Source organism: Streptomyces sp. NPDC015127 (assembly GCF_043080095.1).
Classification (GTDB): Bacteria; Actinomycetota; Actinomycetes; order Streptomycetales; family Streptomycetaceae; genus Streptomyces.
On sequence record NZ_JBIBVE010000027.1, the window covers coordinates 1 to 21122 of the forward strand.

The 21122-nt window shown below is 71.5% G+C and carries 18 protein-coding genes; 9 read left to right on the forward strand and 9 right to left on the reverse strand.

The features are described from left to right. The first annotated feature begins 260 nt into the window (after positions 1-260). From pgi to ACF08N_RS33995, 3 genes are read left to right on the forward strand one after another with little or no spacing between them, the layout of a single operon-like run. Positions 261-1922 carry a glucose-6-phosphate isomerase gene (gene pgi / locus ACF08N_RS33985; RefSeq protein WP_392328583.1) on the forward strand — a complete coding sequence of 554 codons (1662 nt, stop codon included), beginning with the start codon at positions 261-263 and terminating at the stop codon, positions 1920-1922. 4 nt (positions 1923-1926) lie between these two features. Next, positions 1927-2427 carry a PH domain-containing protein gene (locus ACF08N_RS33990; protein WP_392328584.1) on the forward strand — a complete coding sequence of 167 codons (501 nt, stop codon included), beginning with the start codon at positions 1927-1929 and terminating at the stop codon, positions 2425-2427. Further along, positions 2424-3944: a PH domain-containing protein gene (locus ACF08N_RS33995; RefSeq protein ID WP_392328585.1), complete on the forward strand. Its 1521-nt coding sequence runs from the start codon at positions 2424-2426 to the stop codon at positions 3942-3944. Before ACF08N_RS33990 ends, ACF08N_RS33995 begins: the two co-directional genes overlap by 4 nt. Positions 3945-4182: 238 nt before the next feature. Here ACF08N_RS33995 and pgl read toward each other — a convergent pair whose 3' ends face one another. The 5 genes from pgl to tkt are packed head-to-tail and all read right to left on the reverse strand — an operon-like array spanning position 4183 to position 10814. Further along, positions 4183-4989, reverse strand: coding sequence for a 6-phosphogluconolactonase (pgl, locus tag ACF08N_RS34000; protein WP_392328586.1), 807 nt, complete (start codon positions 4987-4989; stop codon positions 4183-4185). Next, the gene (gene opcA, locus ACF08N_RS34005; RefSeq protein ID WP_392328587.1) at positions 4986-6023 is read right to left on the reverse strand and encodes a glucose-6-phosphate dehydrogenase assembly protein OpcA; all 1038 of its coding nucleotides are present in this window, start codon (positions 6021-6023) and stop codon (positions 4986-4988) included. The genes pgl and opcA overlap by 4 nt, the downstream gene beginning before the upstream one ends. Then, on the reverse strand, positions 6020-7543 hold the full coding sequence (gene zwf / locus ACF08N_RS34010) for a glucose-6-phosphate dehydrogenase (RefSeq protein ID WP_392328636.1): 1524 nt from the start codon (positions 7541-7543) through the stop codon (positions 6020-6022). The genes opcA and zwf overlap by 4 nt, the downstream gene beginning before the upstream one ends. A gap of 15 nt (positions 7544-7558) precedes the next feature. Beyond that, complete coding sequence (gene tal, locus ACF08N_RS34015) at positions 7559-8677, reverse strand: transaldolase (protein WP_392328588.1); 1119 nt, start codon at positions 8675-8677, stop codon at positions 7559-7561. A gap of 34 nt (positions 8678-8711) precedes the next feature. Further along, positions 8712-10814: a transketolase gene (gene tkt, locus ACF08N_RS34020; protein WP_392328589.1), complete on the reverse strand. Its 2103-nt coding sequence runs from the start codon at positions 10812-10814 to the stop codon at positions 8712-8714. 345 nt (positions 10815-11159) lie between these two features. Between tkt and ACF08N_RS34025 the strand changes: the two genes are divergently transcribed. The 3 genes from ACF08N_RS34025 (at position 11160) to ACF08N_RS34035 (ending at position 14027) form a co-directional block, all read left to right on the forward strand. Then, the gene (locus ACF08N_RS34025) at positions 11160-12113 is read left to right on the forward strand and encodes a heme o synthase (protein ID WP_392328590.1); all 954 of its coding nucleotides are present in this window, start codon (positions 11160-11162) and stop codon (positions 12111-12113) included. A gap of 396 nt (positions 12114-12509) precedes the next feature. Beyond that, entirely contained in the window at positions 12510-12866 is a 357-nt protein-coding gene (locus ACF08N_RS34030; RefSeq protein WP_392328591.1) for a hypothetical protein, read from the forward strand. Positions 12867-12932: 66 nt separating this feature from the next. After that, on the forward strand, positions 12933-14027 hold the full coding sequence (locus tag ACF08N_RS34035; protein WP_392328592.1) for an amidohydrolase family protein: 1095 nt from the start codon (positions 12933-12935) through the stop codon (positions 14025-14027). Positions 14028-14049: 22 nt separating this feature from the next. On the opposite strand, the gene ACF08N_RS34040 is transcribed toward ACF08N_RS34035, so the two are convergent. Genes ACF08N_RS34040 through ACF08N_RS34055 form a run of 4 tightly spaced genes read right to left on the reverse strand, consistent with a single transcriptional unit; the run spans position 14050 to position 17898 of the window. Next, positions 14050-15039 carry a heme A synthase gene (locus ACF08N_RS34040; protein ID WP_392328593.1) on the reverse strand — a complete coding sequence of 330 codons (990 nt, stop codon included), beginning with the start codon at positions 15037-15039 and terminating at the stop codon, positions 14050-14052. A gap of 4 nt (positions 15040-15043) precedes the next feature. Then, positions 15044-16159, reverse strand: a complete 1116-nt coding sequence (locus ACF08N_RS34045) for a hypothetical protein (RefSeq protein WP_392328594.1) — start codon at positions 16157-16159, stop codon at positions 15044-15046. Positions 16160-16207: 48 nt separating this feature from the next. Continuing rightward, positions 16208-16975 carry an ABC transporter permease gene (locus ACF08N_RS34050; RefSeq protein ID WP_392328595.1) on the reverse strand — a complete coding sequence of 256 codons (768 nt, stop codon included), beginning with the start codon at positions 16973-16975 and terminating at the stop codon, positions 16208-16210. Next, positions 16972-17898, reverse strand: a complete 927-nt coding sequence (locus ACF08N_RS34055; protein WP_392328596.1) for an ABC transporter ATP-binding protein — start codon at positions 17896-17898, stop codon at positions 16972-16974. The genes ACF08N_RS34050 and ACF08N_RS34055 overlap by 4 nt, the downstream gene beginning before the upstream one ends. Before the next feature lie 119 nt (positions 17899-18017). Between ACF08N_RS34055 and ACF08N_RS34060 the strand changes: the two genes are divergently transcribed. From ACF08N_RS34060 to sufB, 3 genes are all read left to right on the forward strand, one after another. Further along, a complete protein-coding gene (locus tag ACF08N_RS34060) occupies positions 18018-18824 on the forward strand; it encodes a DUF72 domain-containing protein (protein WP_392328597.1) in 807 nt (268 codons plus the stop codon). A gap of 104 nt (positions 18825-18928) precedes the next feature. Further along, complete coding sequence (locus tag ACF08N_RS34065; protein WP_392328598.1) at positions 18929-19684, forward strand: helix-turn-helix transcriptional regulator; 756 nt, start codon at positions 18929-18931, stop codon at positions 19682-19684. Continuing rightward, positions 19681-21102, forward strand: a complete 1422-nt coding sequence (gene sufB / locus ACF08N_RS34070) for a Fe-S cluster assembly protein SufB (RefSeq protein WP_392328599.1) — start codon at positions 19681-19683, stop codon at positions 21100-21102. Before ACF08N_RS34065 ends, sufB begins: the two co-directional genes overlap by 4 nt. Positions 21103-21122 lie beyond the last annotated feature (20 nt).

Here is a 21122-nt window from a genome sequence, read left to right on the forward strand (position 1 = left end):
GCCCGCTGGGCGTGAGTCAACGACAACGGCGGAATCTTCGGACCCGGACGACTCATACCCAACCAACGACGGATCTCCGACTCAGGTCACTAGGGCCTGTCCGGCCGGCACCGAGAGGTGCCGGCCGGACTTCGTCGTTCACGGACCGGCCCGGCCGCTTCTCGCCGTCGCCTGGCCCGCTGACGCGTCATCCACCCGCCTGATCAATTAGGTTGGAGACGCAGCGGGGCACGCAGGCAGGTACGAGAAGAAGTGGGCTGATGTCCGAGATGAACGCAGAACGTCCTACGAGGCTCCACCAGATGTCGCCATGGGTCGCTCTCGGAAAGCACCGCGAGCAGCTGGGCGACACCCACCTGCGGGAGCTGTTCGCCGCCGACGCCGGGCGCGGCAGCGGGTACACCCTCCAGGTCGGAGACCTGTACCTCGACTATTCCAAGCACCTCGTCACCGACGAGACGCTGGCGCTGCTGCGTGAGCTGGCCGAGGCCACCGGCGTGTTCGGGCTGCGCGACGCCATGTTCCGCGGCGAGAAGATCAACACCACCGAGGACCGCGCGGTCCTGCACACCGCGCTGCGCGCCCCGCGCGACGCCGTTGTCGAGGTCGACGGCGAGAACGTCGTCCCCGCCGTGCACGCCGTGCTCGACAAGATGGCCGCCTTCTCCGACAAGGTCCGTTCCGGCGAGTGGACCGGTCACACCGGCAAGCGCATCAGGAACGTGGTCAACATCGGCATCGGCGGCTCCGACCTCGGGCCCGCGATGGCGTACGAGGTACTCCGCTCCTACACCGCACGCGATCTGACGTTCCGTTTCGTCTCGAACGTCGACGGGGCCGACCTGCACGAGGCCGTGCGCGACCTCGACCCGGCCGAGACGCTGTTCGTCATCGCGTCCAAGACCTTCACCACGATCGAGACCATCACCAACGCCACCTCCGCGCGCGACTGGCTGCTCACCGAGCTGGGCGTCGGCCAGGAGGCCGTCGCCAGGCACTTCGTCGCTTTGTCGACCAATGCCGAGAAGGTCGCCGACTTCGGCGTCGACACGGCGAACATGTTCGAGTTCTGGGACTGGGTCGGCGGCCGGTACTCGTACGACTCCGCCATCGGCCTCTCGCTGATGATCGCCATCGGCCCGGACCGCTTCCGGGAGATGCTGGACGGCTTCCGCCTCGTCGACGAGCACTTCCGCACCGCGCCCGCGGAGGCCAACGCGCCGCTGCTGCTCGGCCTGTTGGGCGTCTGGTACGGGGCGTTCTTCGACGCCCAGTCGCACGCTGTCCTGCCGTACTCGCACTACCTGTCCAAGTTCACCGCGTACCTGCAGCAGCTGGACATGGAGTCCAACGGCAAGTCCGTGGACCGCGACGGCAACCCCGTCGAGTGGCAGACCGGCCCCGTGGTCTGGGGCACGCCCGGCACCAACGGGCAGCACGCCTACTACCAGTTGATCCACCAGGGCACCAAGGTCATCCCGGCGGACTTCATCGGCTTCGCCAAGCCCGTCGACGACCTGGCGCCCCGTCTGGTCGCCCAGCACGACCTGCTCATGGCCAACTTCTTCGCGCAGACCCAGGCCCTGGCCTTCGGCAAGACGCCCGAGGAGGTGCGGGCGGAGGGCGTCGCGGAGGAGCTGGTGCCGCACAAGACCTTCCGCGGCAACCACCCCACCACCACGATCCTCGCGGACGAGCTGACTCCGTCCGTGCTGGGCCAGCTCATCGCGCTGTACGAGCACAAGGTCTTCGTCCAGGGCGCCGTCTGGAACATCGACTCCTTCGACCAGTGGGGCGTCGAGCTCGGCAAGGTCCTCGCCAAGAAGATCGAGCCGGTCCTGACCGAGGGCAGGGGCGGCGAGCAGCTCGACAGCTCCACCGCCACCCTCGCCGCGAAGTACCGCGCGCTGCGCGGCCGCTGAGCCGATGCGGGGGGAGAACGCGGTGCGGCTGCGGCCGCCGCAGAACCGGCTGGACGAACGCGTCGTCGGCTGGTGGCGTACGCAGTGCCTGCTGACGACGGCCGTCCCCGTGGCCGTCCTGGCCGTGCTGGGCGTGCTCGTCGAGCCCGCACGGGCCTGGCTGTGGGGCCCGGCCGCCGCGGTGGCCGTCCTCGGCCTCACCGCCACCGCGTTCCTCCCCGCCTGGTGGTACCGCGTGCACCGCTGGGAGGTCACCGACGAGGCGGTGTACGTGCGCACGGGCGCCCTGTGGCAGGAGTGGCGGATCGCCCCCATGTCCCGCATCCAGACCGTGGACACGGTCCGCGGGCCGCTGGAGCAGGCGTTCCGGCTCGCCACGGTGACCGTCACGACCGCCTCCTCCAAGGGGGCGATCAGGATCGAGGGGCTCGACCACGAGCTTGCCGCGGAGCTCGCCGAGCGGCTGACCCGCATCACCCAGGCGACGACCGGGGACGCGACATGAGCGAGCCCGGCGGACCGGACGGCGAGTGGCGCCGGCTGGACGGGCGTACGGTCCTCGTCAACGCCGTGGTGATGACGGGCGTCGCCGGAGGTGCCGGACTGCCCGCCCTGTTCGGCCTGCTCGGCGGCATGCCGCTGTGGCAGGCCGCCGGCTGGGTGCTGGCCGGCGCCGTCCTCCTCGTCACCGCTGCCACCGGCGCCGACTACGTCCGCTGGCGCCGCACCCGCTACCGGATCGGACCCGAACGCGCCGAGCTCCGCACCGGGCTGCTGCTCGTCAAACGGCGCTCCCTGGCCCGCGAGCGCATCCGCAGCGTCGACCTGACCGCCAACGTCCTCCTGCGGGTCCTCGGCCTCGTCCAGGTACGGATCGGCACGGGCGAGCAGACCGGAGGCGGCGAGTCCACGCTGGAACTCGACGCCGTCTCCAAGGCGGAGGCCGAGCGGCTGCGTACGCAGCTGCTGGCCCGTACCGCGCCCGGGACGGCGGACCCTGCGACCGACGGCGTCCTCGCCGCGCTGGACCCCGGCTGGATCCGGTACGCGCCGGTCTCCTTCGTCGCCCCGCTGCTGGGTGGAGCGGCGGCAGGCACCGTGATGCAGGTCAGCGAGTGGTTCGGCGTCAGGGCCGAGGTCATCGACTGGATATGGGGACGCTTCCGCGACACCCCGATCGTCTGGATGATCGTCGTGCTCGCCGTTGCGGCGGTGGCCACGGGCGTCGTCGGCGCGCTCGGCCTCTGGATCGAGATGTGGTGGAACTACCGCCTGGAGCGCGAACCGGGCGGGACCCTGCGGGTGCGGCGGGGCCTGTTCACCGCCCGCTCGACATCGATCGAGGAACGGCGCCTGCGCGGGATCGACCTCGTCGAGCCGCTGGGCGTGCGGCTGGTCGGCGCGGCCCGCCTCGACGCGGTGGCCACCGGGCTCGTCAAGGACGGCGAGGACGAACGCGCCGACCGCAGGACCCTGTTGCCTGCGGTGCCGCGGGTGCTGGCCGACGAGGTGGCGGCGCGCGTGCTGCGCGAGGCCGTCGCCCCGACCGCCGCGTCCCAACTGACCCCGCATCCGCGGGCCGCCCGCGGGCGGCGGCTGCGCTGGGCCCTGAGCGCGTCGCTGCTCCCGGCCCTCGTCCTGGCCCTGCTGGGGTGGTGGCTCACGCCGGTGCTGCTGTGGACCGCGGCGGGCTGGACGGCGGTGGCGGTGCCGGTGGCGCTGCTGCTCGGCCTCGACGCGTACCGGAGCCTGGGCCACGGCATCACGGGGGCGTACCTGCTGACCCGCTCGGGCACGGTACGGCGCAGCACGGTGGCGCTGCAGAGGGTGGGGGTGATCGGCTGGACGGTCCGGCAGTCCGTCTTCCAGCGCCGCGCGGGCCTGATCACGCTGTCCGCGACGACGGCGGCGGGCGCGGGGGCGTACGACGTCCGGGACGTGGGGGAGGGGGAGGGGCTGACCTTCGCGTCGGAGGCGGTGCCGGGGGTGTTGTCGCCGTTCCTGCGGCACGGGGGCGGCTGACGTCTCGGGAGCGCGGCGCGCTTGCGGGGCGTGGTGGCCCGCGCGGTCCCTGGCGGGCTCGGTGTTCGCGGGGTCGGGAGCGCGGCGCGCTTGAAGGGCTCTGCCCCGGACCCGGCGCCTCAATCGCCGGCGCGGCTGGAAGGGCCCCCGCGCCTCAAGCGGCGACGGGCTGAAGACAGCCCGTCCGGCGCTTGAGGACACCGCCCGGAGGGCGGTAAAGGGTCCGTGGCCTGCTCCGCTACGCCGAGGCCGGCGGGTACAGCGCGCGCGGCAGTTGGGATGCCGCGCCCGCGTCCAGGAGCCACAGCGTGCGGGCCCTGCCGTACGCTCCCGCCGCCGGGGCCTGGATCTCGCCAGCGCCCGAGAGCGCGATCTGGACCGCCTTCGCCTTGTCCTCGCCCGCCGCGAGCAGCCACACCTCGCGTGCCGCGCGGATCGCGGGGAGCGTGAGCGAGACACGCGTCGGCGGCGGCTTCGGGGCTCCGTGGACGCCGACGACCGTGCGCTCCGTCTCGCGGACCGCCGGCAGTTCCGGGAACAGCGACGCCACATGCGTGTCGGGGCCCACCCCGAGCAGCAGCACATCGAACGTCGGCACCGGGCCGCCCGCGGCGGCTGCGGCTGACTGGTAGTGCTCCGGCCCGGCCGCCGCCGCCAGTTCGGCCGCGTAGGCCGCGGCCGCGGCGTCCACGTCCGAGCCGTACGGCCCGTCCGACGCGGGCATGACGTGCACCCGCGCCGGGTCGACCGGCACCTGGTCCAGCAGGGCCGCACGGGCCTGCGTGACATTGCGCTCGGGGTCGCCGTCCGGCAGGAAGCGCTCGTCGCCCCACCACAGGTCGAGCCGCGACCAGTCGATCGCGTCCCGCGCGGGGGACGAACTCAGCGCCGCCAGCAGGCCGTTGCCGTTGCGCCCGCCCGTCAGGACCACCGACGCCGAACCGCGGGCGGCCTGGGCGTCCACGATCTTCGTGATCAGCCGGGCCGCCGCGGCCTGTGCCATCAGCTCCTTGTCGCGGTGCACGACCAGCTGCGCCGCGCTCACTTCGACGCCGCCTTCTTCGCCGGAGCGGCCTTCTTCGCAGGGGCCTTCTTCTCCGCCGGGGCGGCGGGCCCGGTCTCGGCCGCCGAGTCCGACGAGACCGCCGAGTCCGGGTCGCTCAACCGGTGCACCCCGTACCGCAGCGCCGCCGCGTACGTGTCGTCCGGGTCGAGGCGGCGCAGTTCCTCCGCGATCAGCTCGGCCGTCTCACGCCGCTTGAGCGCCACCGCTCGGTCCGGCTGGCCCTGGATGGACAGGGTCGCGAGCGACCCGTCCGGCCGGTCCAGCACGATCGGCCCGCACGTGGACTCCATCCGGACCGAGGTGAGCCCGGGACCCGCCGACGGCGACCGCCTGACGGGGACGTCCAGCCGGTCCGCGAGCCACATGGCCAGCAGTTCGCAGCTCGGGTTGAACTCCTCGCCCTCCACCTCGACGGAGGTGACCTTGCAGGTGACCTGGTCCAGAGCGGCCGCGAGCATCGAGCGCCACGGCGTGATCCGGGTCCAGGACAGGTCGGTGTCGCCGGGGCTGTACGCCTCGGCGCGGGCGGTGAGTTCGTGCACCGGGTGCTCGGCCGCGTACGTGTCGGTCACGCGGCGCTGCCCGAGCGCGCCCAGCGGGTCGGACGCCGGGTCGGTCGGTGCGTTCACCGGCCACCACACGACGACGGGGGCGTCGGGCAGCAGGAGGGGGAGGACCACCGACTGGGCGTGATCGGTGACCTCTCCGTAGAGCCGGAGGATCACCGTCTCGCCGGTGCCCGCGTCGGCGCCGACGCGGACCTCGGCGTCGAGGCGTGCCTTGGCGCGGTCGCGTGGGGAGCGCGAGACACGCTTGATGACGACGAGGGTGCGCGAGGGGTGCTCGCGCGAGGCCTCGTTGGCGGCCTTGAGCGCGTCGTAGGCGTTCTCCTCGTCGGTGACGATGACGAGGGTGAGCACCATGCCGACGGCCGGGGTGCCGATCGCGCGACGACCCTGCACCAGCGCCTTGTTGATCTTGCTGGCCGTGGTGTCCGTGAGGTCGATCTTCATGGCCGGCGCCAGCTCCGTCCGTCTCGTGCGAGCATCTCGTCCGCTTCCTCGGGGCCCCAGGTGCCCGCCGGGTACTGCGCGGGCTTGCCGTTCGTGTCCCAGAACCGCTCGATCGGGTCGAGGATCTTCCAGGACAGTTCGACCTCTTCCACGCGCGGGAAGAGGTTGGCGTCGCCGAGCAGGACGTCGAGGATCAGCCGCTCGTACGCCTCGGGGCTGGACTCGGTGAACGACTCGCCGTACGCGAAGTCCATCGAGACGTCCCGGACCTCCATGGAGGTGCCGGGCACCTTCGAGCCGAAGCGCATGGTCACGCCCTCGTCCGGCTGGACGCGGATGACCAGGGCGTTCTGGCCCAGTTCCTCCGTCGCCGTGGAGTCGAACGGGGAGTGCGGGGCGCGCTGGAAGACGACCGCGATCTCGGTGACACGGCGGCCGAGCCGCTTGCCGGTGCGCAGGTAGAAGGGGACGCCCGCCCAGCGGCGGTTGTCGATCTCCAGCTTGATCGCGGCGTACGTGTCGGTCTTCGACGCCGGGTCGATGCCCTCCTCCTGGAGGTAGCCGACGGCCTTCGCGCCGCCCTGCCAGCCCGCCGTGTACTGCGCGCGGACGGTGCTCTTCGCCAGGTCCCTGGGCAGCTTCACGGCGCCCAGCACCTTCGTCTTCTCGGCCGCGAGCGCGTCCGCGTCGAAGGAGGCGGGCTCCTCCATCGCGGTCAGCGCGAGCAGTTGGAGGAGGTGGTTCTGGATGACGTCACGGGCGGCGCCGATGCCGTCGTAGTAGCCCGCGCGGCCGCCGATGCCGATGTCCTCGGCCATCGTGATCTGCACGTGGTCCACGTAGGACCGGTTCCATATCGGCTCGAACAGCGTGTTCGCGAACCGCAGGGCCAGGATGTTCTGGACGGTCTCCTTGCCCAGGTAGTGGTCGATCCGGAAGACCTCGTTGGGCGGGAAGACCTCGTGGACGACCTGGTTGAGCTCCTCGGCGGAGGCCAGGTCGTGGCCGAACGGCTTCTCGATGACCGCGCGGCGCCAGGTGCCCTCCTTCTGGTCCGCGAGGCCGTGCTTCTTCAGCTGCCGCACGACCTTGGGGAAGAACTTCGGCGGCACGGACAGGTAGAAGGCGAAGTTGCCTCCCGTGCCCTGCGCCTTGTCCAGGTCCTCGATGGTCGACTTCAGCTGCTCGAAGGAGTCGTCGTCGTCGAAGGTGCCCTGCACGAAGCGCATGCCCTGGCTCAGCTGCTGCCAGACCTCCTCGCGGAAGGGAGTGCGCGCGTGCTCCTTGACCGCGTCGTGGACCTCCTGCGCGAAGTCCTCGTCGTGCCACTCGCGGCGGGCGAAGCCGATGAGCGAGAAGCCCGGCGGCAACAGCCCCCGGTTGGCGAGGTCGTAGACGGCGGGCATCAGCTTCTTGCGGGACAGGTCCCCGGTGACGCCGAAGATGACCAGGCCCGACGGCCCCGCGATACGCGGGAGCCGTCGGTCTGCAGCATCACGGAGCGGGTTGGCTCCGCCAATACCGGACAAGGTAGGTCAGCCCTCCGAGGGTGCGAGGCGCTTGAGCTCGGCCTCGGTCGACTTCAGCAGGTCGTTCCAGGACGCCTCGAACTTGTCGACGCCCTCGTCCTCGAGGAGCTGGACGACGTCGTCGTAGCTGATGCCCAGCTTCTCGACCGCGTCGAGCTCGGCGCGGGCCTGCTCGTAGGTGCCACGGACCTTGTCGCCGGTGATCTCGCCGTGGTCGGCCGTGGCGTCGAGGGTGGCCTCCGGCATGGTGTTGACCGTGCCCGGGGCAACCAGCTCGTCGACGTACAGCGTGTCCTTGTACGCCTTGTCCTTGACACCCGTCGAGGCCCACAGCGGACGCTGCCTGTTGGCCTGCGCCTTGTCGAGCGCGGCCCAGCGGTCGCTGCTGAACACCTCCTCGAACGCCTGGTAGGCGAGGCGGGCATTGGCCAGCGCGGCCTTGCCGCGGGCCTCCTTGGCCTCGGGGGTGCCCAGGGCGTCCAGGCGCTTGTCGATCTCGGTGTCCACGCGGGACACGAAGAACGACGCCACCGAGTGGATCTTGGACAGGTCCAGGCCGCGCTCCTTGGCCTTCTCCAGACCGGCCACGTAGGCGTCCATGACCTCGCGGTAACGCTCCAGCGAGAAGATCAGCGTCACGTTCACGCTGATGCCGAGGCCGATGACCTCGGTGATCGCCGGCAGACCCGCCTTGGTGGCCGGGATCTTGATGAGCGTGTTCGGGCGGTCCACCAGCCAGGCCAGCTGCTTGGCCTCGGCCACCGTCGCCTTGGTGTTGTGCGCCAGGCGGGGGTCGACCTCGATGGAGACCCGGCCGTCCTGGCCGCCGGTCGCGTCGAAGACCGGGCGCAGAATGTCCGCGGCGTCACGCACGTCCGCCGTCGTGATCATGCGGATGGCTTCCTCGACCGTCACCTTGCGGGCGGCGAGGTCCTCCAGCTGCTGGTCGTAGCCGTGACCCTCCGAGATCGCCTTCTGGAAGATCGACGGGTTGGTGGTCACACCGACGACGTGCTGCTGGTCGATCAGCTCGGCGAGGTTGCCCGAGGTGATCCGGGTGCGGGACAGGTCGTCCAGCCAGATCGCCACGCCTTCGTCGGAGAGGCGCTTGAGTGCGTCCGTCATGAGAGTTGCATCTCCTACTTGTCGTATACCGGCGTCAGCGCGCGGCGGCTTCGATCGATTCCCGCGCGGCGGCGGCGACCGCGTCGGCGGTGAAACCGAACTCGCGGAAGAGGACCTTGCCGTCGGCCGACGCACCGAAGTGCTCCAGCGAGACGATGCGTCCTGCGTCGCCGACGTAGCGGTGCCAGGTCAGGCCGATACCGGCCTCGACCGCGACACGCGCCTTCACCGACGGGGGAAGCACCGCGTCCCGGTACCCCTGGTCCTGCTCCTCGAACCACTCGACGGACGGCATCGACACGACCCGCGTCGGCACACCGGCGGCCTGGAGCTGCTCACGGGCCTCGACGGCCAGCTGCACCTCGGAGCCGGTACCGATCAGCACGACCTGCGGCTCTGTGTTCTGCCCGGAGGGCCCTTCGGCGTCGAAGAGGACGTAGCCGCCCTTGGCCGCGTCCTCGTTGCGCTCGTACGTCGGCACGCCCTGACGGGTCAGCGCGAGGCCGTGCGGGGCGCCCTTGCCGAACTCCTTGGTGTACCGCTTGAGGATCTCCTGCCAGGCGACGGCGGTCTCGTTGGCGTCCGCCGGGCGCACGATGTTCAGGCCCGGGATGGCGCGCAGCGAGGCCAGGTGCTCGACCGGCTGGTGGGTCGGGCCGTCCTCGCCGAGGCCGATGGAGTCGTGCGTCCACACGTAGGTGACCGGCAGGTGCATCAGCGCGGACAGGCGCACGGCGTTGCGCATGTAGTCGGAGAACACCAGGAAGGTGCCGCCGTAGATGCGGGTGTTGCCGTGCAGGGCGATGCCGTTCATGACGGCGGCCATGGCGTGCTCGCGGATGCCGAAGTGCACGGTGCGGCCGTACGGGTCGGCCTCCGGCAGCGGGTTGTCCGCGGGCAGGAACGACGACGTCTTGTCGATCGTCGTGTTGTTCGACCCGGCCAGGTCGGCCGAGCCGCCCCACAGCTCGGGCACGACCGCGCCCAGCGCCTGGAGGATCTTGCCGGAGGCGGCGCGGGTGGCCACACCCTTGCCCGTCTCGAACTCGGGGAGCTTGTCCTCCCAGCCCGCGGGCAGCTCGCCGGCCCGGATGCGGTCGAACTCCGCGGCGCGCTGCGGGTTGGCCGTGCGCCATGCGGCGAACGCCTTCTCCCACTCGCCGCGCGCCTCACGGCCGCGGTCCAGCGCCTTGCGGGTGTGCGCGATGACCTCGTCGGAGACCTCGAAGTGCTGCTCCGGGTCGAAGCCCATGACGCGCTTGGTGGCCGCGATCTCGTCCTCGCCCAGCGCCGAGCCGTGCGCGGCCTCGGTGTTCTGCGCGTTCGGGGCGGGCCAGGCGATGATCGAGCGCATCGCGATGAAGGACGGGCGGTCCGTGACGGCCTTGGCGGCCTCGATCGCGGCGAACAGTGCGGCCGGGTCCAGGTCGCCGTTCTCCTTCGGCTCCACGCGCTGCACGTGCCAGCCGTAGGCCTCGTACCGCTTCATGGTGTCTTCGGAGATCGCGGTCTCGGTGTCGCCCTCGATCGAGATGTGGTTGTCGTCCCACAGCAGGATCAGGTTGCCGAGCCTCTGGTGCCCGGCGAGCGAGGACGCCTCCGCGGAGATGCCCTCCTGGAGGCAGCCGTCTCCGGCGATCGCGTACACGAAGTGGTCGAACGGCGAGGTGCCCGGGGCGGCCTCGGGGTCGAACAGACCGCGCTCGTAGCGGGCGGCCATCGCCATGCCCACGGCGTTGGCGACGCCCTGGCCGAGCGGACCGGTCGTCGTCTCGACGCCGGTGGTGTGCCCGTACTCCGGGTGGCCCGGGGTCTTGCTGCCCCAGGTCCTGAACGCCTTGAGATCGTCCAGCTCCAGGCCGAAGCCGGCCAGGTACAGCTGGATGTAGAGGGTCAGGGACGAGTGGCCCGCGGACAGCACGAAGCGGTCGCGCCCGGTCCAGTCGGCATCCGCCGGGTCGTGCCGCATCACCTTCTGGAAGAGGGTGTACGCGGCCGGCGCCAGGCTCATGGCCGTACCCGGATGGCCGTTGCCGACCTTCTGTACGGAATCCATGGCCAGGACGCGGACGGTGTCGACTGCCCGCTGGTCCACTGCGGTCCACTCGAGGTCTGTGGTGGTCGGCTTGGTGCTCACCCTGGGTCAGGGCTCCTCTCCACATGTTCGAATCCCGGTGACGAGGGGTGCACCGGGCGCTGTCGAGCCTACCCTCGCAGCAATGCCCACCTTTTCGAGTGCGCGTCTCACGAGATGGGTCGGACATTGTCAGAGTGCGGGCCCGGGGTGCCGTCCGCCTGTCGGGCGTGTATACGCGCGGCGTCGGGGCGGGGCTCAACACGAGCGCACCCCGGCGAAGATCGGCATATGGGCAACGTCTAGAGTGGCGTGGTACGCGCAAGTCTTCACGGGTCCTCACTCACCCACCGCCCTTCGGGCACGGGAGAACACCCAGGAGCTTGCTGGGATTTTTCTCTGTCAGGGGTGTGCGTGACGGCCGTCGAGTCCCGACCCGCAGGGGTCGTCTTGGCTACCGGCCCGGGGGGCCATCGGCCGTTCGGGGCCCGCGTCAAGGCATTCGTGGCGCTGACCAAGCCGCGGATCATCGAGCTGCTGCTGATCACCACCGTGCCGGTGATGTTCCTGGCCGAGCAGGGTGTGCCCGACCTGTGGCTGGTGCTCGCGACCTGTCTCGGCGGCTACCTCTCCGCCGGTGGCGCCAACGCGCTCAACATGTACATTGACCGCGACATCGACGCCCTGATGGACCGCACGTCCCAGCGTCCGCTCGTCACCGGCATGGTGTCGCCGCGCGAGGGGCTGGTCTTCGGCCTCGCCCTCGCCGTGATCTCCACGCTCTGGTTCGGGCTGCTCGTCAACTGGCTGTCCGCCGCCCTGTCGCTCGGCGCGCTGCTGTTCTACGTCGTCGTCTACACGATGCTCCTCAAGCGCCGCACCGCGCAGAACATCGTCTGGGGCGGCATCGCCGGCTGCATGCCCGTGCTGATCGGCTGGTCGTCCGTGACCGACTCGCTGTCGTGGGCCGCCGTCATCCTCTTCCTCGTCATCTTCTTCTGGACGCCGCCGCACTACTGGCCGCTGTCGATGAAGGTGAAGGAGGACTACGCCCGCGTCGGCGTGCCGATGCTTCCGGTCGTCGCCGGCAACAAAGTCGTGGCCCGGCAGATCGTCGTCTACAGCTGGGTGATGGTCGCCGTCTCGCTGCTGCTGACTCCGCTCGGCTACACCGGCTGGTTCTACACGGCCGTGGCGCTGGCGACCGGCGGCTGGTGGCTGTGGGAGGCGCACGCGCTGCAGAGCCGCGCGAAGAGCGGGGCGACGGGCGGCAAGCTCAAGGAGATGCGGCTGTTCCACTGGTCGATCACCTACGTGTCGCTGCTGTTCGTGGCCGTGGCGGTGGACCCCTTCCTGCGCTAGGGGGTGTCCGGTGGATCAGGGCCGGACAGGTCGCGGCGTCTGGTGCATGGGGTCTCCCCAGGCCCGCAGCGGCCGAGGGGGTGGGGTCTCCCCAGGCCCGCAGCGGCCGAGGGGGTGGGGTCTCCCCAGGCCCGCAGCGGCCGAGGGGGTGGGGTCTCCCCAGGCCCCCAGGGCCGAGGGGACGCATCGCAAGGCGCCGGAGTGCCCTGATAGCGGGGCTATTCGGGCATTTCGGTAACGCCGCGAGGTGTCGTTGCCCGGGGGTACCCCCAGGGAAGCGCTGGGGGAGCGTCGTGGCCCCGGCCGAGATCCGCCGGACAACCGCTAACGCGGCGTGGGCCAGACCACGCCGCCCAGCCGTCGCCAAGCGTTCTACTCGCCGGTAGCATCCTGACCATGGCAGACACCCAGGTTGAGACGAGCCCGCAGGACGCCAAGCAGGCCGCGAAGGCCGAGCGCAAGGCGGCGAAGCTCGCCAAGCAGATCCGGTCGTTCTCCCAGGCGCACGGCGGCGCCGAGGGCCAGCTCGCCTACATCGGGCAGATGGGCACCCGCATCGTGCTCGTGGGCGAGGACGGCGGCTGGGGCGACCTCGTCGCACCGAGCCACGCCGTCGCGGTGAACGCCGCCGAGAAGGCCGGCATCACGCTCCACGAGTCCTTCGACGGCGACTTCGCCGCGAAGGTCCGCACCGGCCCGTACGAGTGGACCCGCATGGCAGGCATCCAGGTCGGCGGCCCGTCCAACGGCTGAGCAACACCTCGCACGGGGCTCACCCGTTAGGACTGTGGAAGCACGGTCCTAGACAGGGAGCTCCCGATGATCGACGCCGCGTCCTCGGTGCGTCTGGTCGACCAGTACTGCCACGGGGTGCTCCGTACGGAACTGGGCCTCGGCACCTTCGAGGCACACCTCGGCCCAGGCGCCGGGACGCCGGCCGCCGGCACCACGTTCTTCGACACCCAGACAGGTTTCGCCGTACGGCGCTGGTGCCCGCCGCTGCTCGGCCTGGAACCCCACTGTCCGCCCGCCCACTACCTGGCCCGTCGACGCGAGCTGGGAGTGATCGAGGCGGGCAGACGGCTGCTGAGGGGCACCGGCATCGACACCTACCTGGTCGACACCGGGCCTCCCGGGGATCTCGCCGGGCCCGGGGAGGTCGCCGCGGCGGGCGCGGCCGACGCCCGCGAGATCGTCCGCCTCGAACTGCTCGCCGAGCAGGTCGCGGACACTTCGGGCACGGTCGAGTCCTTCCTCGCGAACCTCGCCGAGGCGGTGCACGGGGCGGCCGGCTCGGCCGTCGCCTTCACCACCGTCGCCGCCGCGGCGGGCGGCGCGGCGCGCGAGCCGGAGCCGCCGGGGCCGGGGGAGGTGCGCGGGGCCGCGGGCCGCTGGATCGCCGCCCGTCAGGCGGGCGACCGGCTGACCGACCCGGTGCTGCTGCGCCATCTGCTGTGGGTCGCCGTCGCGTCGGGCCTGCCGCTGCAGATGCACCTGGGCGTCGGGGATCCGGTGCGGCTCGCCGGGTTCGCGGCCGCGACGGCCGGTCTCGGCACCGATCTGGTGCTGCTGCACGGCTACCCGCACCACCGCAGCGCCGCCCGCCTGGCGAGCGAGTACCCGCACGTGTACGCCGATCTGGGCCCCGCCCTGACCCGTACCGGAGCGCGGGCGGCGGCCGTGCTGGCCGAGATCCTCGAACTGGCCCCGTTCGGGAAACTGCTGTTCTCCAGCGGGGCGCGGGGCCTGCCGGAACTGCACGTGGTCGGTGCCCGGACCTTCCGCGACGCGATGAGCCGGGTGCTCGGAGGCTGGGTGGGCGAGGGCGCATGGGCCCGGTCCGACGCGGAACGCGTGGCCGGGATGCTGGCGGCCGGCAACGCGCGGCGGGTCTACGGGCTCACCGCGGCGTGACGCCCCTCGGGGGGCGCGCGCGTCACACGGTGGACAGGGCGCCGTCCGGCCGGGCCTGCACCGGCGCGTCCGAGGTCTCCCGCTCCCGCAGGCTCAGCGCGAGCCGCACCACCGCGATCCACATCAGCGACGAGCCCAGCATGTGCACGCCCACCAGGACCTCGGGGACCTGGGTGAAGTACTGGACGTAACCGATCAGACCCTGCGCGAGCACCACCAGCAGCAGGTCGCGAGCACGGGTCCGGATGTCGTCCGGGGCGTCCACCACCCGCAGCACCAGCCACATCGCCACGGCCAGCGCGCACACGACCCACGCCGCGATCGCGTGGACGTGGGCGGCGGCCGCCCAGTCCCACGGCATACGCGGCACGTCGCTGCTGTCGCCGGCGTGCTTGCCGGAGCCCGTCACCGACGTGCCCAGCGCGATCAGCACCGCCGAGACCACGACGATCGCCCACGACAGCTTGCGGACCGGACGCGGCACGCGGGGCCGCGGGGCGGCGTCGCCCTCGCCGGTGCGCACCCAGGTGACGGTCGCGACCGTCAGGAGCGCGTTGGCGAGCAGGAAGTGCCCGGCGACCGACCACGGGTTCAGCCCGGCCCAGACGGTGAGGCCGCCGATGACGGCATTGCCGAGGACGATCCAGAACTGCAGCCACGCGAGCCGGGTCAGCCCCCGGCGCCGCGGCTTGACGGACCGCACCGCGATGATCGCCCAACCCACCGCTGCCGACAGCACGTACGTCAGCATCCGGTTGCCGAACTCGATGGCGCCGTGGATGCCCTGCTCGGGCGTGGCGAACAGGCTGTCGTCCGTGCACTTGGGCCAGGTGTCGCAGCCGAGACCGGAGCCGGTCAGCCGGACGGCACCGCCCGTGACGACGATGACCACGGTCATCAGGACGGCGGAGAGCGCCGCACGTCGCAGGATTTTGGGCGACGGTGTCCAGCGCTGGGCGATATAGGCGAGGGGGGTCTGCACGGGCCCTATCGTAGGCCGGGGCTTGTGCACGGTTTCACGAGGGGTCGGCCGAGGGCGGGAACGTCATCCGGAAGCGGGCCCCGTCCAGGTGGTCCTCCTCCTCCCACCACAGGGCGAACCGCCACGGCACCCCGTCCGGCGGCCGGTCCGGCGAGTGCAGGAACGCGTCCGTCAGATCGGCGGCGACCTCGGCCGCCGTACGGTCCGTCATCGCGTCCGTGCCACGCCACGGGTACGCCATCGACACCCACGCCCCGTCGTCCCCGCGCACGTCGAACCGCCACACCGCCCGCCACGAGCGCGCCCGCAGGATCCGCCGCACCTCGGACCGGTCCAGCGCCAGCCCCTCCGCGATCGTCTCCTTGGCGACGCCCTCGATCCGCGCGCCCACGACGGCGAGCGGCACGAGCCGCTCGGGCAGCAGCTCCCGCTTGTGCAACTGCGTGAGGCCGCCCTCGAAGGGGCAGCGCCGCAGCCTGCGCTCCAGCTGGTCCCCGAGGTGGCCCAGCACGGCCGCATGCGCGCGCTCGACCGGATCCGGCGTCCATACCGCGTGGAAGGCCCGCTCGGCCCGGACGGCCCACTCCGCCGCGTCGACCGGGCGGCCGAGCTCCTCCAGCCGGTCACCGAGGAAGGCGTAGGCCTGGGCGAGCCCCTCCCGGTTGCGCGGGTCGCCGCCGTCGAGGCCCTCCCACACGGCGATGGCCCGGTGCGTGGCCTCCACGGCGGCGAGACCCGCGAGCCGGTCCTCGGCCGACGGCTGCTCCCCGTGCGGACGGAAGGCGTAGCGCGGCAGGCCCATCTCGTCGCTGAGCGGTTCCGCGAGATAGACGGCCTGGCTGATCAGGGCCCTGGCGTACCAGCGGGCGTGCTCCTCGTCGTGGCGCGCGGGCTCGGCGCAGTGCCGTACGGCCTGGTCGACGGCGGCCAGCGCGTCCGCGCGGCTGCCGGTGTCGAAGTGGTGGCGCGCCAGATCGCCGTACCGCAGGCTCAGTCTGGCGGTGAGGGAGAGATCCTCCGCCGCGTGCGGGGCGAGCGCGGCGATGAGATCGGTCAGCATGCGCTCGCGCCTGTGGGGTGAGGCACCGGGCCGGCCGGCCCTGACCTTCGCCCACGCGGCGTCCAGTCGCAGTGCGGCAGTCCGCTCCATCCAGACCTCCAGTCGTGCGGGTCCGACGGGAGCATCCTGGCGCGCGCCTCACTCCCAGCGGAAGAGCCGGGCGGCCGCCCCCAGTCCGAGCAGTGCCCATACGGAAAGGATTCCTAGATCGCCCCACGGCATGCCCGCGCCGTGCTGGAGAACGTCACGCAGCCCGTCCGACAGCGCCGAGATCGGCAGCAGTCCGAGGACGGACGCGACAGCGCCCGGGAACTTGTCCAGCGGGACGACGACCCCGCCGCCCACCAGGAGCAGCAGGAAGACGAGGTTCGCGGCGGCCAGGGTCGCCTCCGCCCTGAGCGTCCCGGCCATCAGCAGCCCGAGCCCGGAGAAGGCCGCGGTACCGAGGACGAGCAGCAGGAACACGGAGAACGGGTTGCCCTGCGGGGACCAGCCGAGCGCGAAGGCGATCACGGTCAGCAGCACGATCTGGAGGACCTCGGTGACCAGGACCGAGAGCGTCTTGGCGCACATCAGCGCCCAGCGCGGGATGGGCGAGGCGCCGAGCCGCTTCAGCACCCCGTAACGCCGCTCGAAGCCGGTCGCGATGGCCTGCCCGGTGAAGGCGGTGGACATCACGGCGAGCGCGAGGATGCCGGGGGCGAGGAAGTCGACGGCCTTGCCGTCGCCCGTGTCGACGACGTCGACCGTGGAGAACAGGACGAGCAGCAGCGACGGGATGATCACGGTGAGCAGCAGCTGCTCGCCGTTGCGCAGCAGCATCTTCGTCTCGAAGGCGGCCTGCGCCGTGATCATGCGCCCGAGCGGCGCCGCGCCCGGCCTCGGCGTATACGTACCGGCGCTCATCCGCGCAGCTCCTTGCCCGTCAGCGTGAGGAAGACGTCTTCGAGGGTGTGGCGCTCGACCGAGATGCGTTCCGGCATCACGCCGTGCTGGGCACACCAGGTCGTGACCGTCGCCAGCAGCTGGGGGCCGACCTGGCCGCTGATCCGGTACGCGCCCGGGGTCAGCTCGGCGGCGGCCGTGCCGTCCGGGAGCGCCTTGAGGAGAGAGCCGAGGTCGAGGCCGGGGCGGCCGGTGAAGCGCAGGGTGTTCTCTGCGCCGCCGCGGCAGAGCTCCTCCGTGGTGCCGCGGGCGATCACCCGGCCCGCGTCCACGATGGCGACGTCGTCCGCGAGCTCTTCCGCCTCGTCCATGAAGTGCGTGGTCAGCACGGTGGTGACGCCGTCGGCGCGCAGTTCGCGCACGAGCTCCCAGGTGGCGCGGCGTGCCTGGGGGTCCAGTCCGGCGGTCGGTTCGTCGAGGAAGACGAGCTCGGGCCGGCCGACGACGGCCATGGCGAGCGCGAGCCGCTGCTGCTGGCCGCCGGAGAGCCTGCGGTAGGTCGTCCGGCCGCAGCTGCCGAGTCCGAGCCGTTCGATCAGGGCGTCCACGTCCAGCGGATGGGCGTGCAGCTTCGCCATGTGCCGGAGCATCTCGTCGGCGCGGGCGCCCGAGTAGACGCCGCCCGCCTGGAGCATCACGCCGACGCGGGGACGCAGCCGCGCCGCGTCGGCGACGGGGTCGAGACCGAGGACGCGCACCGTGCCGGCGTCGGCACGGCGGTAGCCCTCGCAGGTCTCGATCGTGGTGGTCTTGCCGGCCCCGTTGGGGCCGAGCACCGCGGTCACCGATCCGGTGGCGACGTCGAGGTCCAGGCCGTCCACCGCGGTCTTCGATCCGTACCGTTTGACCAGGCCCCGGATCTGGACGGCCCACTCGTTGCTCATGCGGGAAGTCTAAGGACCCGTCCGGACCCTCGGCCCGCGCCCCCGGACGCCGCCTCGCCCGCGGCCCGGTGGGCCGGGTGAAACCGGGTGAGGCGTGCGGGACGGGGAAGGATCACCGTATGCCCGTGCTCATCGGCACCTCCGGGTGGCAGTACAGGGACTGGCGTGGCGTCCTCTACCCCGAGGGCGTGCCCCAGCGGCTCTGGCTGGAGGAGTACGCGCGCCGTTTCGTGACGGTCGAGAACAACAACGCCTTCTACCGGCTGCCCGAGCGCAGGACCTTCGCCGAATGGCACGACCGCACCCCGGACGGCTTCGTCATGGCGGTGAAGGTCAGCCGTTTCCTCACCCACATCAAGCGGCTGAAGGACCCCGAGGAGCCCGTCGAGCGGCTCATGGGCCGCGCCCAGGCGCTGGGGGAGCGGCTGGGCCCCGTGCTGCTCCAGCTGCCGCCGACGCTGCGCGCCGACGCCCGGGCGCTGGACGCGGTGCTCGCCTGCTTCCCGCGCGGCGTGCGGGTGGCGGTCGAGCCGCGCCACGACTCGTGGTGGACGGACGAGATCGCGGGCGTACTGGCGGCCCGGGGCGCCGCCCTGTGCTGGGCCGACCGCGGTTCGCGGCCGGTCACCCCGCTGTGGCGGACCGCCGACTGGGGCTATCTGCGCTTCCACGAGGGCCGGGCGAAGCCCTGGCCGGGCTACGGGCGGCAGGCGCTCGCGTCCTGGGCCGCCCGCGCCGCGGACGCCTGGCCCGACCGGGCGGACGTGTACGCGTTCTTCAACAACGATCCCGGCGGCGCGGCCGTCCGGGATGCGGACGCCTTCACCCGTGCGGTCGTCTCCCGGGGCCGCACGGCGGTCGCTCCGGCGGGGGAGGAGGCCGGGGACGGGCACCCGCGCGGACCTGCGACGCAGGCCGCCAAGTGATCATTTCCGCAGGTCAGCTTAGGTATGCCTAAGTGATGTACGGCACCGCGCCGTGATCGCGACGCCGCTTGTCACTGTCTGAAGAATTACGCAACAATGGCGTTGTGAAAAACGTCGGCGAGGCTCCCCACGAGGAACTCGCGACCGGTGAGCGCTCCACACGCAACCGCGTCGCGCGCTCCATCCTGGACCACGGCCCGTCCACCGTGGCCGATCTCGCGGGCCGTCTCGGACTCACCCAGGCCGCCGTCCGCCGTCACCTCGACTCGCTCGTCTCCGACAATGTCGTGGAGGCGCGCGAGCAGCGCGTCTACGGGGCGCGCACGCGCGGGCGTCCCGCCAAGGTGTTCGCCCTGACCGACTGCGGCCGGGACGCGTTCGACCAGTCGTACGACACGCTGGCCGTCGACGCCCTCCGCTGGATCGAGCGGTCCGCCGGAGGAGGGGCGGCCGGGGAAGCGGCCGTCGCCGCCTTCGCCCGGGACCGGATCGAGACACAGGGCGACGCCTACCGCGCCGCCGTCGAGGCCGCGGCCCCCGAGGAGCGCACCGAAGCGCTTGCCAAGGCCCTCAGCGCCGACGGGTACGCTGCTACGGCCCGTACCGCGCCGGTCGGCGAGCAGCTCTGCCAGCACCACTGCCCGGTCGCCCACGCGGCCGAGAAGTATCCGCAGCTGTGCGAGGCGGAGACCGAGTTCTTCTCGAAACTCCTCGGGACACATGTGCAGCGGCTCGCCACCATCGCCCATGGCGACGGCGTCTGCACGACGTTCATCCCGCGCGGCTCTCCCCAGAGCGGCGCCGCACAGACCACCACACCACCAGCATCTGCAAGCACGGCCGGGAGGAACCCCGCATGACTCTCCCCACGGAGACTGCCCACCCCGAACTCGAGGGTCTGGGTACGTACGAATTCGGCTGGGCCGACTCCGACGAGGCCGGCGCCGCTGCCAAGCGCGGTCTCAACGAGGACGTCGTCCGCGACATCTCCGCGAAGAAGAACGAGCCGGAGTGGATGCTGAAGCTGCGGCTGAAGGGTCTGCGGCTGTTCGACAAGAAGCCGATGCCGAGCTGGGGCTCCGACCTGTCGGGCATCGACTTCGACAACATCAAGTACTTCGTGCGCTCCACCGAGCAGCAGGCGGCTTCCTGGGAGGAGCTGCCCGAGGACATCAAGAACACCTACGACAAGCTCGGCATCCCGGAGGCGGAGAAGCAGCGCCTGGTCGCCGGTGTCGCCGCGCAGTACGAGTCGGAGGTCGTCTACCACCAGATCCGTGAGGACCTGGAGGAGCAGGGCGTCATCTTCCTCGACACGGACACGGCGCTGAAGGAGCACCCGGAGCTCTTCCAGGAGTACTTCGGCACCGTCATCCCGGTCGGTGACAACAAGTTCGCGTCGCTGAACACGGCCGTGTGGTCCGGCGGATCGTTCATCTACGTCCCCAAGGGCGTCCACGTGGACATCCCGCTGCAGGCCTACTTCCGTATCAACACGGAGAACATGGGCCAGTTCGAGCGGACGCTGATCATCGTCGACGAGGACGCCTACGTCCACTACGTCGAGGGCTGCACCGCCCCGATCTACTCGTCGGACTCGCTGCACAGCGCCGTGGTCGAGATCATCGTCAAGAAGGGCGGCCGCTGCCGCTACACGACGATCCAGAACTGGTCGAACAACGTCTACAACCTGGTCACCAAGCGCGCCGTGGCGTACGAGGGCGCGACCATGGAGTGGGTCGACGGCAACATCGGCTCCAAGGTGACGATGAAGTACCCGGCCGTCTACCTGATGGGCGAGCACGCCAAGGGCGAGACCCTGTCCATCGCCTTCGCGGGCGAGGGCCAGCACCAGGACGCCGGCGCCAAGATGGTCCACATGGCCCCGAACACCTCGTCGAACATCATCTCCAAGTCGGTGGCGCGAGGCGGCGGCCGCACCTCGTACCGCGGTCTGATCGAGATCGGCGAGGGCGCCCCGGGCGCCAAGTCCAACGTGCTGTGCGACGCGCTGCTGGTCGACACGATCTCGCGCTCCGACACCTACCCGTACGTCGACGTCCGCGAGGACGACGTCTCCATGGGCCACGAGGCCACCGTCTCCAAGGTCTCCGAGGACCAGCTCTTCTACCTGATGAGCCGCGGTCTGTCCGAGGACGAGGCGATGGCGATGATCGTGCGCGGCTTCGTCGAGCCGATCGCCAAGGAACTCCCCATGGAGTACGCGCTGGAGCTCAACCGGCTGATCGAGCTGCAGATGGAAGGCGCGGTGGGCTAGCGCCGCCGACCCGATCACGT

Bases quoted from the DNA above. Each gene is read 5' to 3' on its own strand.
- ACF08N_RS33990 (WP_392328584.1), top strand. From the start codon at position 1,927: ATGCGGGGGGAGAACGCGGTGCGGCTGCGGCCGCCGCAGAACCGGCTG.
- ACF08N_RS34035 (WP_392328592.1), top strand. From the start codon at position 12,933: ATGATCGACGCCGCGTCCTCGGTGCGTCTGGTCGACCAGTACTGCCAC.
- ACF08N_RS34055 (WP_392328596.1), bottom strand. From the start codon at position 17,898: ATGAGCAACGAGTGGGCCGTCCAGATCCGGGGCCTGGTCAAACGGTAC.
- ACF08N_RS34030 (WP_392328591.1), top strand. From the start codon at position 12,510: ATGGCAGACACCCAGGTTGAGACGAGCCCGCAGGACGCCAAGCAGGCC.
- ACF08N_RS34060 (WP_392328597.1), top strand. From the start codon at position 18,018: ATGCCCGTGCTCATCGGCACCTCCGGGTGGCAGTACAGGGACTGGCGT.
- tal (WP_392328588.1), bottom strand. From the start codon at position 8,677: ATGACGGACGCACTCAAGCGCCTCTCCGACGAAGGCGTGGCGATCTGG.
- pgi (WP_392328583.1), top strand. From the start codon at position 261: ATGTCCGAGATGAACGCAGAACGTCCTACGAGGCTCCACCAGATGTCG.
- ACF08N_RS34045 (WP_392328594.1), bottom strand. From the start codon at position 16,159: ATGGAGCGGACTGCCGCACTGCGACTGGACGCCGCGTGGGCGAAGGTC.
- opcA (WP_392328587.1), bottom strand. From the start codon at position 6,023: ATGAAGATCGACCTCACGGACACCACGGCCAGCAAGATCAACAAGGCG.
- ACF08N_RS33995 (WP_392328585.1), top strand. From the start codon at position 2,424: ATGAGCGAGCCCGGCGGACCGGACGGCGAGTGGCGCCGGCTGGACGGG.
- ACF08N_RS34050 (WP_392328595.1), bottom strand. From the start codon at position 16,975: ATGAGCGCCGGTACGTATACGCCGAGGCCGGGCGCGGCGCCGCTCGGG.
- sufB (WP_392328599.1), top strand. From the start codon at position 19,681: ATGACTCTCCCCACGGAGACTGCCCACCCCGAACTCGAGGGTCTGGGT.